The sequence below is a fragment of the Streptomyces sp. NBC_00083 genome (assembly GCF_026343295.1).
GTDB lineage: Bacteria > Actinomycetota > Actinomycetes > Streptomycetales > Streptomycetaceae > Streptomyces.
Genome location: NZ_JAPELY010000001.1, coordinates 3,637,883 through 3,652,734 on the forward strand (window position 1 = coordinate 3,637,883; position 14,852 = coordinate 3,652,734).

Here is a 14,852-nt window from a genome sequence, read left to right on the forward strand (position 1 = left end):
GTCTACTCGCCTAGCAAGAGCTTCGAGAGTTCCTCGTCCACGTCCACCTCTCCGGTGTCCACGGCTGTGGTTATCCACTCGCAGGTAGCGCGGACACGGTCGATGTTGCGGTGCACCGTGTTGCGCTCGTCCTCGGAGAAGCGGCGCTCACCCAGTGACGGCACGATCCGGCCCGTGGCCGCGACGAACCGCTGGCAAGCGCCGACCAGGTCCAAGAACTCCAACGTGTGGTTGAGCCGGCGCACCGTCGGCCCGAACGGGTCCTCGGTGCCGCTGAGTTCCCGTTCCTGTGCGGCGCGGATCTGCCGGGGCTGCTCTACCTGTGCGTGATTCACCTGATGGCGGGCGGTGTCGTCGGTCATGGCCTTGAACGCCACCGACGGCCGCCGCAGCAGATCGGTCGCAACCTGGGTGGCGACCTGCTCGTCGCCGACCAGGTCATGCACGGCCTCGATCTTCTCCTGCACAGTCTCCGGGCCCGGTCCGTGGTAGCCGACTCGTTGCCGGGACGTCTCCGGTGTCCACCGCCGCCTTCCCGTCCGCTCGTCCAGCGGCGGCGTCTTGATCGCCGTCCAGCGTTCCTCCGGATCGGACATCGCGGCAAGAGTCTGGTGCGTACTGAATGCCGCCCCCGGGCACCGGTGCCGCTCGGGCCATCGGCTGGCCACCCACCGGTACGACTTGAGCGTCTGCTCCGTACTGGGCACGTCAATCCACCCCCTGCCAGGCTGAAGCACGGCCCGGTGACCGTGAGAGGTAACTCCAACCGCCCGGCACCCGGCTGAAATCCGCCCATCGACCCGTGCCGCAAAGGCGTGGCACGTCAGCGTCTGATGCACCGGAAAGCGCTCCGCGAAGCCCTCTACTGAACTACCGCGGACAAAGAGTCTTGCGCACAACGAGACCTCCACTGTGGCGCGTGCACGAGATCAGCAGAGGTTCAAAGATGGGTTCTCAGGAGTCGCCGATGGAGTCGAAGCCGCGCATCGGCGTGAGTTCCTGCGCGCACCCGCACGGCGTGCACAGCCGCGTCCCCGGGTTCTCCGCGGCGTCCAGGGCGCGCTGCACATCGAGCAGCGGCGCGTCCTGCGGCGCTGCCTCGCGGTCCGGCGCGTGCAGCACGCCGCGCGCCGGGCCCCGGCCCTCGCGCACCTTCGCCGGCGGGCGCCGTGTAGGCGCAGGCGGCGAGTGATGCTGACGGCGGTTGGGCTGGTCATGGTGGGGAGCGTCCGCAATGGACATGAGTCCCCCTATGGGTGCAGACGGGCCAGGGTGATGGCCTGCGCTAGGAGCGCAGCGTCCGCAGGGAGTCGCCGTGCGGTCGGCCGTCCTTGTAGGGGTAGTAGTACTCATCAGCTCGAGGTGGCTGTGAGAAAGAGCGCATTGCACAGGGGGCGGTTGGTTCCCCTGGTTGTGGAGGCCATGGCCTTCACCTCTCGCTCATGCATGGGAGGCGGACCATGGACCATGCGGGACGCAAGGGTGGCAGCGTCAGGCAGGCAGAGGCACGATGCTCACCGCACGGTAGGCGTAACCGTCTTGTCTGAAGCCGGGGGCTTCCCACGCGAGGTTCACTTGCTGTCCGGACGACAGAGCGCGGAAGCCGGTCATCTGGATGGTGGAGTAATGGCCGAAACAACCGCCGGGGGTCTCGGGCGAGTCGAGCACCCCCCACCCCTCCTCGTCGCTCCACCATCGGACAGTCGCAGTCACCATGACCGAAACCTTACGAGTTCTGAGGCGCCCACCACAGGAGATCGGGATCTTTCAAGATTCCCGGCGGCGTCGGGTTCTCAGGGTCTGGTGAGGATGTCGTGGGTGCCGATGCGACGCCAGATGACGTGCGGGGTGTCTGGGCGACGTGGCGGCCCGATTGCCACGTGGCGCGCCCTGCGAGTCCGGTGTCCATGGACCAGGTGAGTTCGTAGATGCCGGTCGCCCGTCGAACGCGCTTGACGCGGAGGCCGGGGCGGAAGCTGCCGGTGCGTAGGTCCTCGACGAAGGCCGCCACGGTGCGGTGGAGCTTGCGGCGCTGTTCGGTGCCGGTCCGGGCCTGGGCCAGCTTCTCCGAAGCGCATGCTGACGATGTGGCGCTCCCGTGGTCGAGCCGGCCCACGAGCGGGGCCAGCTCGCCATGCCCCGCACAACCAAGAGGCCACCTGGCCGGCTGAACCGGCGACCGCCCCGGTCCCGCACTATGTCCTCTGCGAGAGGGGGCGTCCGCCCCGGCGGGCAGCTGATCACCTCGGCGGAGTGACCGTGTTTCTTGACCGATCCACCCGGCGGGGGCGCAGGCCCCAGCGGATGGGGGCACTCTTCGTAGGTGCGGTGATCAGTTTTGCAGGCGGGCCAGGAGTACGGGATGGTCTGCCAGGGCTGATTCCAGCATGGCGCGGGCATGGGGCTCGAAGGAAGCGAGGTCGGCCGATGTCCAGTCGATGCCGCCCAGTGGTGGTTGCGGGTCGTATTCGATGAAGAGTTGGACGGTGCGGGCGGTCTGCTTTCCTGCGAGGCGTTCGACCAGGTGAAGCGCCATATCGATTCCGGCCGAGACTCCGGCGGCGGTGAGTACGGGTCCGGCATCGACCCAGCGTTCGGCGACAGGGGTGGCGCCGAACTTGGCCAGCAGGTCGCGGAAGCCCCAGTGGGTGGTGGCCTGACGTCCGTTGAGCAGGCCGGCGGCGCCGAGGATCAGTGAGCCGGTGCACACGGAGCCGACGATCTCGGCCGTTCGCGCGGCCTTGCGGATCCAATTCAGCAGGGGCTCGTTGGCCAGAGCCGCGAGGGTCGGCTCGGTTCCGCCGGGCACGATCAGTGCGTAGGGCTCGGCGACTTGGTCGAATGTGTGGCTCGGTGTCAGCTTCAACGGGGTATCGGTGTCCAGGGGCTTGAGTTCCGGGCCGACGACGACCACCTCGAACGACGGGTCGAGCTGGGTCAGAGCCGCCAGCACCTGAAGCGGCCCTACGAGGTCGAGCGGGGTGATGCCGGGGTAGAGCACGAGAGCGAGCGTCTTGGTCATTGCGTCACCTTCGGCTCCTGGTCGAAGGGAGGCCAGGGGAGGGCCGGTAGCTCGTCTGGATTCTTGGGATGCAAGTCATTCCGACATAGGGTCCGTGTCATGGAGCAACGACGGGTGGTTGTGGTCGGGTACGACCAGGCGGAGTTGCTGGACATCGCCTGCGTGACGACGAGCTTGATCACGGCCAACCGGCTCGGGGCCAGCCCCGCCTACGCCGTGGATGTAGCCACGCCCGGAGGACGCGCGGTCACCTGCGAGGCGGGTCTGACGCTGCAGGGCCAGCGTTTCCTGGAACGAGTGAAGGGCCCCCTGGACACGATGATCGTCTCGGGAGGCTTGGGCCATGAGGCTGCGGCGGACAGTCCTCTGATCATCGGCCACATCCGACGCCTGGCCAGGGAGAGCCGCAGGGTCGCCTCGGTATGCACGGGGGCCACCGTCCTGGCGGCTGCCGGCCTCCTGGACGGCAAACGCGCCACGACGCACTGGTCGTACGCCCAGCAACTTGCCTGCAACTACCCGGAGATCGACGTGGATCCCGCACCGATCTACATTCGCGACGGCCGCGTCTCCACCGCCGCGGGCGTCACCAGCGCCCTGGACCTGACGCTTGCCTTCATCGAAGAGGACCACGGCTCGGAGTTGGCGCGCGGGGTGGCCCGCGGCCTGGTCACGTATCTGCACCGGCCCGGCAACCAGGCACAGATGAGCATGTTCACGACTGCCCCAGCACTCACGAATGGGCTGGTCAGGAGGGTAGTTGATCACATCGTCGGCCACCTGGCCGGCGACTTGAGCGCCACCGCACTGGCAGCCTACGCGGGGGTGAGCGAACGTCACCTGACCCGTCTGTTCATCGACCAGCTCGGACAGGCACCTGGCCGGTTCGTCCGGAACGCGCGCACCGAGGCGGCCGCCCAGCTTCTGGCCTCCACCTCGCTACCCATGGCGAGGGTGGCCGCACGGTGCGGCTTCGGATCAGCCGAAACGCTCCGCCAGGCGTTCGCCGGCCGTTATGGCACATCGCCGTCACGCTACCGCGCAACGCAAAGCACATAACCGGCACCGGTGTCCATCGGTTCGATCATTCGCGCAGCCTCGCGAGCAGAATGCCGTATGCGGCGCTCTCGGGGTCGGTGGCGGTCGCCATGAGTCTTTCGCTCGACGCGAGTTGTCGGCACCGCCGCCTGCAGGTGCGTGACCATCGGTGCTGCGCTGCCCGCTTGAGCTCGCCGTCGTGGCCGACACTCGTGTATGCCGCTTCTGTACGCCGGGAGCCTCGTTCTCCTCGAGTTCGGGGGTGCGCCGCGGGACCTGAAGAACCTGTGGCCGCCCGAGCCGCGGTACAGCGCGGGCGGCAAGACTGCGGGGGGACAAGGGCACTGTCGAGAACCGTTTCAGGACCGCCGTCTGCAACGGGCAGGTGGCCCCTCGGCGACGCGCGCCACGCGATCGCAAGCGACTGGACCGCTGCACTGGCCGCCGTCGGACCGCCTTCGATAAAAACGGCAGCTGATCCCCGTAACCCGAGGCGAGATCGTCATCGACTTCGGCCGTACGTTCTTCTGATGCCAGGTGCGCCAAGGATCCGTACTCGTCGGATGCTCCACTCGCTACTCGACGCGCTGCGCGGCGTCTCGTGCAGCGCTGGTGACGACACTGAGCAGACTCCGGCCAGGAACCGCCCCGCCCGCCTCGGCTCCTACACGCCCTGGCCCGACGGGCTCCGGGGCTGGGTGAACCGACGGACCCCCTGACGACGGCGCCCTCACTAGGACTTATCCGGGCGATCTCTGGGGGCAGAGGCGCCCAGCACCCGTGAATCTCGTTACCGAGGGTCTTGTCCAGTGAGGTAGAAGGGCGGCATGGACACCACCGTACTTGAGCAGATGCTGGACGAGACCTTCGATCACGCCGTCGTGCACCACGGATACACCAACTACATGCGCGACTACGAGGTCATCATCTACGCGACGGCTGATCCCCGAACCGGCATCGCGCCGTCCCACCTGCGGTATCTCTTCCGGTACTGCGTCGAGGCCCGGTGCGATACGTCAGTGTCGGCGGAGATCTGGCGGGTTTCTTTGGACGACCGGCTCATCGACCACGAGACTGGTGTCGACCTCGATGGATATGTCTGGGGGGCGAAGTGGCACTGCCTGTACCCGGGATCCAAACTCCTCCCCGGGTCGGAGGCGACCCAACACTGGTCGAAGGCCCTTGGGATCGACTTCCATGAGGTACGCATTGAGACGAACGCGCACAACCTGACCCTTCTCTTCTCTGACCTTCAGGTGAGCGAGGTCCCGTTGGGATACGCCCCCTTCGTCGTGGATTAGAAATCAGGGTTCGTGTGATCTTGTGACTTGGGCTTGTCCAGGTCGTTCTCCCTGTCGTGGGGCGGGCTTGTCTGAGTGACGCGGAGTGGGAACGGCTGCGGCCGTTCCTGCCAGTCGGCAACAGGCGTTGTGGCAGGCGGCGGTATCGCCGGCAGGTGATCGACGGGATTCTGCACCGGGTGCGGACCGGCGTTCAGTGGCGTGACCTGCCCGAACGGTTCGGCCCGTGGAAGACGGTCTACGAACGGCACCGGCTGTGGTCGGCCGACGGCACCTGGGAACGTCTGCTCCAGCAGGTCCAAGCCGCCGCCGACGCCGCCGCAGGCGAGATCGACTGGGACATCTCGGTCGACTCCACCGTCGTCCGCGCGCACCAGCATGCGGCTGGCGCCCGCACCGACCCGCCTCCGGGATCGAAGAGGGGCCGAAGAGATGGAGCACCAGGCTGAGACGCCGTGGCAGAGCTCGTCGCCCGCCTGGTGGAGGTGGTGCGGGAGGGGAGGGCTTGGGCCGCTCGCGGGGTGGGTTCATCAGCAAGCTCCAGATGACGGTTAGCCGCTGCGCGGCCGGGTGTACGGCCACGACTACGGCCGCCCCGCCCCTGGCCCGCTGCCGCACCAGAGGTACGCCGCGCTGGTCGGTGGCCCGCTGGACGGCCTGCTGCTCGACATCGCGGGCTGGCGGCCGGAGGAGGTGGACGGCGGCGTCGCGGGTCGGCGGCGGGCTTCGCGGCCTTCTTCGCCGCGGGGCGCCGGGACGACGTCGCCGGACGGGCGGGCCGCTCGGTCGCGGCTGGAGCGACCGGGGCATGAACCGGTGCGGTGGCAGTCGGCTGCGGCTCGGCCTTCCCCACGAGCGGCTGGACGGCCTGGAGGTCACCGCCGCCGTTGCCGCGATCGAGGCCCGCGAGATCGCATGCTCGCCGACCGCGACATCGCCGTCGGCCCGACCGCGACCGGGCTGGTGCGCGAGTGACTGGTTGATGTGGTCCTCCTTTACGCCGCGCAGCTGCGCGGCACGCGGCCGGCTGCCGCAGCTCTCCTGTCGATCGCGGCCTGATCGTCCCCGCCCCACCCGCCGGGACGCGCGTGCCGGGTGGACTCAGGCCGGCTCCGATACCCGGTGCCGGCTCGCGACGACGACCAGGCTGCCGATGACCGCGAGGCCCATCAGGACGGTGCCGAAGATCGTCGCCCCGTTGGTGAGTCCCACCGCGTCGCTGAGGTAGCCCGCCGACACGGGCAGGATGCCCGCGGGGATGTAACCGCCCACGTTGAGCGCTGCGTTGGCTTCGGCCAGCTGCTGCGGCGGAACGCTGTGGTTGAGCAGGGAGAGGCCGCCGAGCTGCCCCATGCCCTGGCCGGTGCCGGCCAGCAGCGCGGAGGCGATGAGTACGGGGACCGACGAGGTTTGCACGGCGATGATGAGCGTGATCATGCTGAGCGTGGTGCTGACCGCTCCGGCGGTCAGGATCGTGTGCCGGCGCAGCTTCTGGACCGCGAACTGTACGCCGGTGGCGGCCAGGAACATCGCGAAGGCCATGGCTCCGGCGACGATCCGGCTGGTGGTGCCGAGCAGGCCGGACAGCAGTGAGGGTCCGAGTGAGAGCACGAACGACGTCGCGGTGATTCCAGGCGCGAACGCTGCGATGCCAAGCGTGAGTTGCAGGCCGTTGCCGCGCGGTACGCCGGGCACCCGCACCCAGGCGCCTTTCGCGGCCTTGGCGGGACGCCGTACGGGCATGCGCAGCACGGCGAGGATCGCGGTGGCCAGCAGGACGCTCTCGACGCCGAAGACCGTGACGGTCGGGGCCGGGACGCGCTCGGAGAGGATGCCCGCGAGGAGCGGTCCCAGACCGGCGCCGAAGACCATCGCGCAGGAGGCGAGCAGGGCCGCGAGCCGCTTGCGGCCCTGGCCTGCCACGTCCGTCACGGCGGCCATGCCCGCGGAGACGACGGCGCCGACGGCGATGCCGGTGAACAGCCGGGCCACGATCAGGGCGGCCACGCTGGATGCGGTGGCGAAGATGACGCAGGCCGCGACGGCGAGAGTGAGCGCGGGCAGCAGTACCGGCTTGCGCCCGAGCCGGTCGGAGACGACGCCGGAGACGAGCAGCGAGCCGATCAGCCCGACGATGTAGAAGGCGAAGATCACGGTCAGGGTGCCCTTGGAGAACCCGATGTCGCGCTGCCACAGCACGTAGAGCGGGGTCGCCGCGTTGGACAGGACGAAGACTGCGGTGACCGGCCACGCGGCGAGCCACACCCACCGGGCGGGCGCCGGGGAGGGGCTGGTCTCCGGAGATCCGCTCGCCTGCGACCGCCCGCCCACCCTGGGGTTCTGCGGTTCGCCCACCGCCTCCACGGGCATCGTTCGACTCTCCGACATGGCCGCTCCTTCCAGCAGGCTCAGTACGAGTTAAGTCGAACTTAGCATGCAGTACGATTGGAATCGTACATAGAGTTCGGATTATGAGGAGCTGGCTATGCCTTCGACAGTGCGTCCGGCGCCGACCCGGCTACCGGCCGTCACGGTGCTGCCGGAGCCGGCGGACCTGCCCGAACCATTGCCCGAGCCGGCGGTCGAGGACTTGCGACTGGAGCGGGTGCTGGGCGTGCTGAGTGACCCGCTACGCCTGCTGATCGTCCGCAAACTCCTCCTGGAGTCGGAGCAGTTCGACCACTCGTGCGGTTGGTTTGGTATCGACCGTCCCAAGTCCTCCCTCACCCACCATTTCAAGGCCCTGCGCGAGGCGGGGGTCACCAGGCAGCGCCAGTACGGCCTGGAGCGCCGCAGCCACGTTCGGGTCGACGACCTCAACACCCGTTTCCCCGGCCTTCTGGACCTGGTCGTGGCGTGGACGCCTGACACGCCGAGCTGAACCGGTCGGAGGGGCATGTCCGTTGTGCTCCTGCGCGCCCTCCTCGTCCTGACCAACTTCGAAGTCAACCGGTGACGGACGATCAAGACCGCAGACTCCCGCCCGTGACCAGCCCGACAACCCCGACCGATTCTCGGGCTCGTGCGTCAGACGCCGGATGAGCCCAAGAACTCCCCAGGCACGGCCAGTCGTTGAGGAAACTGAGCGTGGCCACCATCGGCTTGCCCTGCGGCTTGAGTCGTTCGTGGCCAAGTCGACCATGCGCCTCACGCGGGATGGCAGACTGCACAGATGATCGATGATCTTCCTGCTGGTCTGATTGCTCGCCACCCTGCCGATGACGACCATCTCCGCGTGCTCGCCGTACTTGACGCGTGGTGGGGCGGCCTCAAAGGAGAGGCGGGGGCGACGGAACGGGCATTGCTGTTGCCCCGGCTGTACTTCCAGCACTTCACCACCACCAGTTTCCTGGTCGAACGCGGCGGTGGCGAGATTGCGGCCTTCCTCGTGGGCTTCCTGTCGCAGACAGCCCCCGAAACCGCCTATGTACACTTCGTCGGCGTCGATCCGGCGCTGCACGGGCAGGGAGTCGGGCGCGCCCTCTACCGGGCCTTCTTCGAGCTTGCCCGGTCACATGGGCGCCGTTACGTGCACTGCATCACCAGTCCGGAGAACACGGCGTCGCAGGGATTCCACACCCGGCTGGGCTTCACGGCCTCGGATGTGAAGCCGGACTACGACGGCCCCGGCCTCGACCGGGTGGCGTTCACCATCGAGCTTGGCTGACGTGACTGGGCGGGGGCGGAGTTATCGATATGTCGGGCCGGTCGAGCTGAAGACTGCCGTCGCCTGACATCCCTTGTGACACCGATGGCAACCGGCGCACCGCCTGAATCACGGTCCGGGTCCCTCGCGTTCGTTACTGCCCACCAGGCGGGGCCGTCTCCGACCGGTTCCGCCCCCGGGCAGGAGTTGATCGTTCCGCCCGTGCGCCCACGAAGACCACAAATGGTACGCGTCGTCTGAGTACGTGTACTCAGGCACCTGCCTGCCATTTAGGCGAGCCTGCCGTCATGAGTACTCCCTCTCGTCTCGAACTCCGGCCGGCGGTTCGGCTGTCCGTCATAGCCGTCATCGGTGCCGTATTGGCCTGTGGTGTCTGTGCTTTCTTCGTCACGGTCAAGGAGCACAGCGCTCGGTCCTGTGAGTCGACCGACGGCATGTGCTTCACATGGCCGGACGTGACAGTGGTCCCCGTGAGTCTCGCGACAGCTCTGATCGCCCTGTCGGTCGTCTACAAGTGGCTGGAGATCCGACCACGACTCGCGATCATCCCGCCCACCGTCCTGCTGGCACCCTTCCCCCTCGCCGCAGCACAAACGGCCGCCGACTGGCGGGCGGTCACCCTCGCAGGCGGAGCATGGACGTGCTCCCTCGCGCTGACCGCCTGGAGCCGCTACCGGCCCTGGGGACTCTCGTCCGCCGCGATGCTCCTCCTTGCTTCCCTCGTCGTTCTATACCGATGAGGTGCCCCGTGCCCCGTGCCTCGTCCACCGGCAGATCTCCCGTAGACAGGAGCAATGCTGAGCGTGCGACGCGCCGCTGGCTGACGCAAACTTGAGGGCAGGTCATCCGTGTGCGATCCAGCGGAAAGGCGGATTCCACAGTCACGCAAAAGGCCTCCTTCCACACAGGAGCGCTGCCCCCAGCAGCCGCGATTGACATCCGTGCGCACACCACCTGCCACGCCTCCACAGGCGAACGCCGTAACGGGCACGCCGCGCCCCCCGTTATCCGAGACGGGCACGAGGCCTCAAATCAGCTGGTCGGCGCGGCGCGCCGGCGATAGAGGTGTAGAGCGCAGTCGACGAGGGCGACGCCTGCGTGGGCCCTCTAGCGCAGCATGCTGACGCTGCCGGTGAGCCGGGCGAGCGCGGCGTGACCGCCTTGCTCGACGATCTCGACATCGAAGGGGCAGGCCGGCCGTGTCGCCGTGGGCCAGGGCTCAGTGTTCTGTTGCCAAACGAATCTGGACCATTTGCCATCCAAGGTGGACTGCTCGCAGGCGCTCCAGCGGCGCCGGGGTGGGTAGCCGCTGTATATGGGGCGGTGGTGGAAGCAGATCGGTGCAGCAGACTCTTTCTTCAGTGACTGATCGGCACGGCAAAAAGACGGCTAGCGACCGGCTGGCGGGTACGAACGCGGAGCAGGGTGGAGAACACCCGCCCTACGGTCAGCGGTTTGCGCCACCCTTCCTGCCGCCGTCGCGCCGCCGTATCCAGTCCGGCGGCGGCGCAGCCTGCTCTTCCCGGTCGTCGGGTGCGCTGCCCTTTCGGGCGGTCGTCTGCGCCTGGTTCGGTACGTGCTCAAGCGCCGGCCTGGTGGGCGAAGTCGCCGATCATGTTGCCTGTGTTGATGCCTACGGGGCCGACCTGCTGAGCGGGACTGACATCCGCGCCCCCGCATTGGTTAAGGGGGCTTCCGATGGGGATCCCGGCGAGGTTGCCGCTGGCACCACCAGCCCCCCGGGTGGTGACACCATTGGCTTGGGCACCGGAGTGCAGGTTGGAACAGCCGGTGGCGAAGGCGGGGGACAGGAAGTCCCCCACCCCTCCGGCTGCCGCCGGGGCCGCGGCGGCAAGCCCCGTGCCCAAGGAGATGGCGAGGAGTCCGAGCGCGATGGACCTGCGGCGAGTGATCATGACGACCTAACGACGGCCGCGCCCGCTCGTCACGTGACACAGACAGCCATCACGGCCACGAGCTTTCGACCTTCAGCCCGCGGCCCAGTGCATGCCGAGCTTGGCGAGTGCGTCGAGTTGGTCGGCGTCCAGCCGCTCCCGCCGGCTCTTGGTGTTGGAGAGCCATACGCCCAGCTTCACGACCACCGGCTCGGCCTCACCGTCGGCTGCGACCTCCTCGCTGTGCGCGCGGGGCACCGGCCGGTCCGCGCCTTCCCGCTCCACCCACTGCGCAAGGGCCGCCAGGCCTCGTTGGAATGCCTGCTGCGCCTTGCTCGGGCCCTTCGCCGTATGTGCCGCTGCGGGTGCGGGAGACGGCACCTCAGCGCCCTTGATGCCCAGCGCGGCGAGTCGCTCCTGCTGCTCGGGCATCAGCTGTGTCCAGGTTCCTGGTTCCTGCTGGCGCCAGCGCCATCGTCCGATGTCGTCACTGTCGAAGAGCACGCCCGGCGCGATGTAGGGCAGGGCCCCGTCGGCGTCGACCAGGTCGGCGAGCACCCGGTAGTGACGCTGCCAGTCCAGCGGCCACGGGCAGTCCCAGTCCGGGTCGATGGCCGTCAGCTGTGCCGCGCGCTCCGCTGCCCGCTTCGGGTCCTTCCCGAGCCCGCCTTTGCGGCGGAGGTTGGCGAGGTGCTGCCCGATGGGCATCAGCGCCTGGCCCTCGCCCCACACCTGGTCCTGACGGGGTGCGAGGTGTCCGGTGGCCGTCCGGTAGGACCGGAGCGCGGCGAGCTTGGTCTCCCACGCTTCCTCGCCCGGCTCCCACACCATCCCGGCCTCCGGGGCGTCCAGGAGCGTCTTGCGCCGTTCCTCGAGCTCTCCGGCCCGCAGCGCTTTCCGCTGCTGGTGCACCCATCGGCCGAGCGGAAAAGACTTCGTGACGCCCACTTCGACCTCGACGTCGTAGGGGACGGCGTGGACGCCGGTGATCTCGTTCTCCTTCCGCCACCGGATCAGGGCCTGGTAGCCCTCCAGCCACACCAGGGACTCCGGGCGGTAGACCCGGGTGCGGAGGAACGCGGCGATGGTAGCGGCGTCGCGGGGGCTGGAGAAGTGGAGCAGGGCGGCTTCGGCGGCGGCCTGGGTGTCGTCGTCCTCCTGGTCCTCGCCCTCACCCGCGCCGCCGGCCCCGACGATCTGCCCGTCCTCGTCACGCCGGACGTGCACCTTGCGCTTGCCGCTCGTGAGCGCCCGGGAAGCGAGCTGCTCAACAAGTCGATCATCATGACTGCGGAGCCCCTGGAGGACCGCTACCAGGGGGCGGAAGGTGGCGCTGGCGACCATGTCGGTGGGGTCCTCGTTCGGCTCCAGGAAGACCGGCACGATGATCCTGGCCACCTTCGTGGAGCCGTCGCGGTTCAACCTGAGCGCGCGGCCGATGTTCTGCACGATCTCCACCTGGGAGCCGCGGGTGTCCGCGAAGCAGATCGAGTCGACTCCCCGCTCGCCGGTGATGTCCACGCCCTCCCCGAGAACGCGAACGCTGGCGAGGAAGGCACGGTGCACCCGGCGCCCGGCCGCGTCGATGCCGTTGGCGAACTGCCGCAGCGCCTCGCGCCGCTCGGACACCAGATGATCCCCGCAGAGCCACGCCGACCACACCCGGTCCGGTGGGACGTGGCGGCCGGCTTCCAGCTCGTAGAACTCCGCGTCGATCGAGGACGCGGGGAGCTTGTCGGCGGCGGCCAGATCGGCGTCGGAGGCATCGTTCAGGTACAGCTCGGCAGCCGTCTCGGGCAGCTTGTCCGCGAACGCGCGGGCCTCTTCGACTTTCTGGTGGAACGTCATGACTGTACGGAGGTTGTACGCAGCGGCGTGCTCCAGGAGCGCGGTCTGCAACAGGGCCAGGCGCCGGCCCCGCTGCGCCTCCTCCGACTCCCCGAGGACGGGGGAGGGGTCGCGGATCTCCAGGACGTCGATCTCGAATCCGGCAAGGATTTCGCGCTCGATGGCCTCGCTCAGACCCAGCTCTGCGAGCCAGGCGCCGTAGGTTCCCTCCGGGTCGTCCGACATCGTCGCGATCTCCGCCTCCTGGCCGTCCGCGCCCTTCTGCGGGCGGGCCGCGGCGAGGATGCGCGGGGTCGCGGTGAGGTAGAGCCGGAAGTCGGCGGGGATGCGCTGATTATCGTGGATCGCCGCCCACGGACGACCAAGATCACCAGCGGTTCCGTGGGCCTCATCCACGATGGCGAGGTCGAACCGGTCCATTTGCTGCCCGTAGAGCCGCTCTCCGCCCGCCAGAGCGGCCTCCAGCGGCCCGCGAACCTTCCGCTGGCCCTCTGGTGCGTCAATGTCCTCGCGGTCCACGAGGGAGGCGTACGTGGCGAACACGACGACCGGCCCGTGCCCGGCCCACAGGGCGAGCTGGATCGGGTTGGTCGTGGTGCGCACCCCGAGCTCGTTCAGCACCGCGTCGTTCTCCAGCGAGCACACCGCGACCATCGGGGCCCGGTGGCCCACCAGGCGCCACGCCTGGGCGGTCTGGGCGAGCAGGTCCAGGGTCGGCACGGTCACGAGGATCCGGTCGTCCGCGAACGACTCCAGCGCGCACGCGGCGGCCGTGATCGTCTTGCCAGAGCCGGTCGCTGACACGATCGTTCCCCGGGCACCCTGCGGGGGCACGGATGACCTTGCAGGGAATCCCACCCACTTCCTAAACGCGGACCGCTGGTCTACCTGGTGTTCCTTGAGCCGAATCGCTGACATTCCATGCCTCCCCTGGAGTTGAATTCCTGCGGTCTTTCAGAGGGCCGCGTGCGGAATGCAGGCCGCGCCCATGTCGTTCCAGATCGACGCATCCGCCTTGTGCCACCCGCCCGGCTTTCCGTCCTTGAAGGGCGGCACGTCGTCCGGGTCGTAGTGACCGGTATCGAGCGTGCACACGACGACGTCCCCGTCCGCGTTCCGTGTCCGGGCCGTGCACAGACCGCCGGCGTCGCCCAGTGCTTCCAGGACCTGACGGCGCGCCGTGGTCTGCGGGTGAGTGGCCGGGAGCAGGGCGCGCCGGACGTACCTCTCCAGCCGCACCAGGTCGGCACGCTCACGCTGCCTCACGTCCGCGATGTGTACGGCCAGTTCAGCGGTCCCAGCGGACCGGCCGCCGCGCCGGGACCAGTCCCGGTCCGCGATGCCCACCAGGGCCTCGTTCACGGTGGTCACGCCCTCATCCCAGCCGTCCCCGAACACAGGGCCCCGCGAGCGCGGCGCCATGCCGTCCAGCTCCACGACCTCGCTCTGGGCTCCGGCGACCGCCCCGGCCACCAGGTCGTCCGCCTCGCTCGCGGGCACGCCTGCGCCTCCAGGAGGGCGAAGAGCCGGATCCGGGCGTTGACGCCCGCCGTCTGGTACTGACCCACCCTGCGGATGGAATCGCTGCTCAGCGCGGGATCGGGACCGGTAGATTCGTGGTGACCGGTCATCTGCGGTCGTTCCTCGTGACCGGTCATCTGCGGTCGTTCCTCTCGGAATTCCGGGGAGGTTCCCGGGTGGTTGGGGGGTGCCCCGTGTTTCTGCCAACGTTACATGCTGCATCAATCTGATGCACGCGGTACACTGGAACCCACACGAATGGACGACCCCCCACCCCGTAGCCAGCCAGGCCCGCGCAGCGGGCCTCAACGGTCCTGGAGGCGCAGCCGGAAGGACCGTCATGCGGGGGAGCGCAGCGGAGCCGCCGGCCAGACCGGAGCGAAGCGAAGGACTGGCAGCGGGACGAAGTCCCGCCGATCCGGAAGCGCAGCGGACGGATCGTCAACCAGACTGCGCAGCAGTCTGGTTGAGCGGGATGCGCAGCATCCCGCCAGCGCTCCCGCGGCGCGGGAGCGCAACCACCGCGCGCAGCGCGGTGGTTCGCTTGCACATCGCGCAGC

Annotated in this window: 13 protein-coding genes; 6 read left to right on the forward strand and 7 right to left on the reverse strand. The window is 68.7% G+C overall.

Going from position 1 to position 14,852, the window contains the following annotated elements; genetic code table 11:
* Positions 1 to 2 precede the first annotated feature (2 nt).
* The 4 genes from OOJ98_RS16360 to OOJ98_RS16375 all read right to left on the reverse strand — a co-directional run bounded on the left by OOJ98_RS16360 (position 3) and on the right by OOJ98_RS16375 (position 3,022).
* The gene (locus OOJ98_RS16360) at positions 3 to 911 is read right to left on the reverse strand and encodes a DUF6192 family protein (protein WP_323177901.1); all 909 of its coding nucleotides are present in this window, start codon (positions 909 to 911) and stop codon (positions 3 to 5) included.
* Positions 912 to 954: 43 nt separating this feature from the next.
* The gene (locus OOJ98_RS34835) at positions 955 to 1,353 is read right to left on the reverse strand and encodes a DUF6233 domain-containing protein (protein ID WP_323177902.1); all 399 of its coding nucleotides are present in this window, start codon (positions 1,351 to 1,353) and stop codon (positions 955 to 957) included.
* Positions 1,354 to 1,491: 138 nt separating this feature from the next.
* On the reverse strand, positions 1,492 to 1,716 hold the full coding sequence (locus OOJ98_RS16370) for a cold-shock protein (protein WP_267055428.1): 225 nt from the start codon (positions 1,714 to 1,716) through the stop codon (positions 1,492 to 1,494).
* Between the two features lie 616 nt (positions 1,717 to 2,332).
* Positions 2,333 to 3,022 carry a DJ-1/PfpI family protein gene (locus OOJ98_RS16375; protein ID WP_267055429.1) on the reverse strand — a complete coding sequence of 230 codons (690 nt, stop codon included), beginning with the start codon at positions 3,020 to 3,022 and terminating at the stop codon, positions 2,333 to 2,335.
* Positions 3,023 to 3,121: 99 nt separating this feature from the next.
* Here OOJ98_RS16375 and OOJ98_RS16380 point away from each other — a divergent pair, with 99 nt between their 5' ends.
* The 3 genes from OOJ98_RS16380 (at position 3,122) to OOJ98_RS16390 (ending at position 5,810) form a co-directional block, all read left to right on the forward strand.
* On the forward strand, positions 3,122 to 4,081 hold the full coding sequence (locus tag OOJ98_RS16380; RefSeq protein WP_267055430.1) for a GlxA family transcriptional regulator: 960 nt from the start codon (positions 3,122 to 3,124) through the stop codon (positions 4,079 to 4,081).
* Positions 4,082 to 4,887: 806 nt separating this feature from the next.
* Positions 4,888 to 5,361 carry a hypothetical protein gene (locus OOJ98_RS16385; RefSeq protein ID WP_267055431.1) on the forward strand — a complete coding sequence of 158 codons (474 nt, stop codon included), beginning with the start codon at positions 4,888 to 4,890 and terminating at the stop codon, positions 5,359 to 5,361.
* A gap of 56 nt (positions 5,362 to 5,417) precedes the next feature.
* Positions 5,418 to 5,810 (forward strand): IS5 family transposase, encoded by a 393-nt coding sequence (locus OOJ98_RS16390; RefSeq protein ID WP_267055432.1) that lies wholly within the window; start codon positions 5,418 to 5,420, stop codon positions 5,808 to 5,810.
* 652 nt (positions 5,811 to 6,462) lie between these two features.
* On the opposite strand, the gene OOJ98_RS16395 is transcribed toward OOJ98_RS16390, so the two are convergent.
* Positions 6,463 to 7,749 (reverse strand): MFS transporter, encoded by a 1,287-nt coding sequence (locus OOJ98_RS16395; protein WP_267055433.1) that lies wholly within the window; start codon positions 7,747 to 7,749, stop codon positions 6,463 to 6,465.
* A 97-nt stretch (positions 7,750 to 7,846) separates the two neighbouring features.
* Here OOJ98_RS16395 and OOJ98_RS16400 point away from each other — a divergent pair, with 97 nt between their 5' ends.
* The 3 genes from OOJ98_RS16400 (at position 7,847) to OOJ98_RS16410 (ending at position 9,768) form a co-directional block, all read left to right on the forward strand.
* Complete coding sequence (locus OOJ98_RS16400) at positions 7,847 to 8,242, forward strand: helix-turn-helix transcriptional regulator (protein WP_267055434.1); 396 nt, start codon at positions 7,847 to 7,849, stop codon at positions 8,240 to 8,242.
* A 291-nt stretch (positions 8,243 to 8,533) separates the two neighbouring features.
* Positions 8,534 to 9,028, forward strand: a complete 495-nt coding sequence (locus OOJ98_RS16405; RefSeq protein WP_267055435.1) for an N-acetyltransferase — start codon at positions 8,534 to 8,536, stop codon at positions 9,026 to 9,028.
* A 470-nt stretch (positions 9,029 to 9,498) separates the two neighbouring features.
* Positions 9,499 to 9,768: a hypothetical protein gene (locus tag OOJ98_RS16410; RefSeq protein WP_267055436.1), complete on the forward strand. Its 270-nt coding sequence runs from the start codon at positions 9,499 to 9,501 to the stop codon at positions 9,766 to 9,768.
* A gap of 1,248 nt (positions 9,769 to 11,016) precedes the next feature.
* Here the strand turns inward: OOJ98_RS16410 and OOJ98_RS16415 are convergent.
* Both OOJ98_RS16415 and OOJ98_RS16420 read right to left on the reverse strand, forming a co-directional pair.
* A complete protein-coding gene (locus OOJ98_RS16415; RefSeq protein WP_267055437.1) occupies positions 11,017 to 13,689 on the reverse strand; it encodes a DEAD/DEAH box helicase in 2,673 nt (890 codons plus the stop codon).
* Between the two features lie 36 nt (positions 13,690 to 13,725).
* Positions 13,726 to 14,271 carry a hypothetical protein gene (locus OOJ98_RS16420; RefSeq protein WP_267055438.1) on the reverse strand — a complete coding sequence of 182 codons (546 nt, stop codon included), beginning with the start codon at positions 14,269 to 14,271 and terminating at the stop codon, positions 13,726 to 13,728.
* Between the last annotated feature and the right edge of the window lie 581 nt (positions 14,272 to 14,852).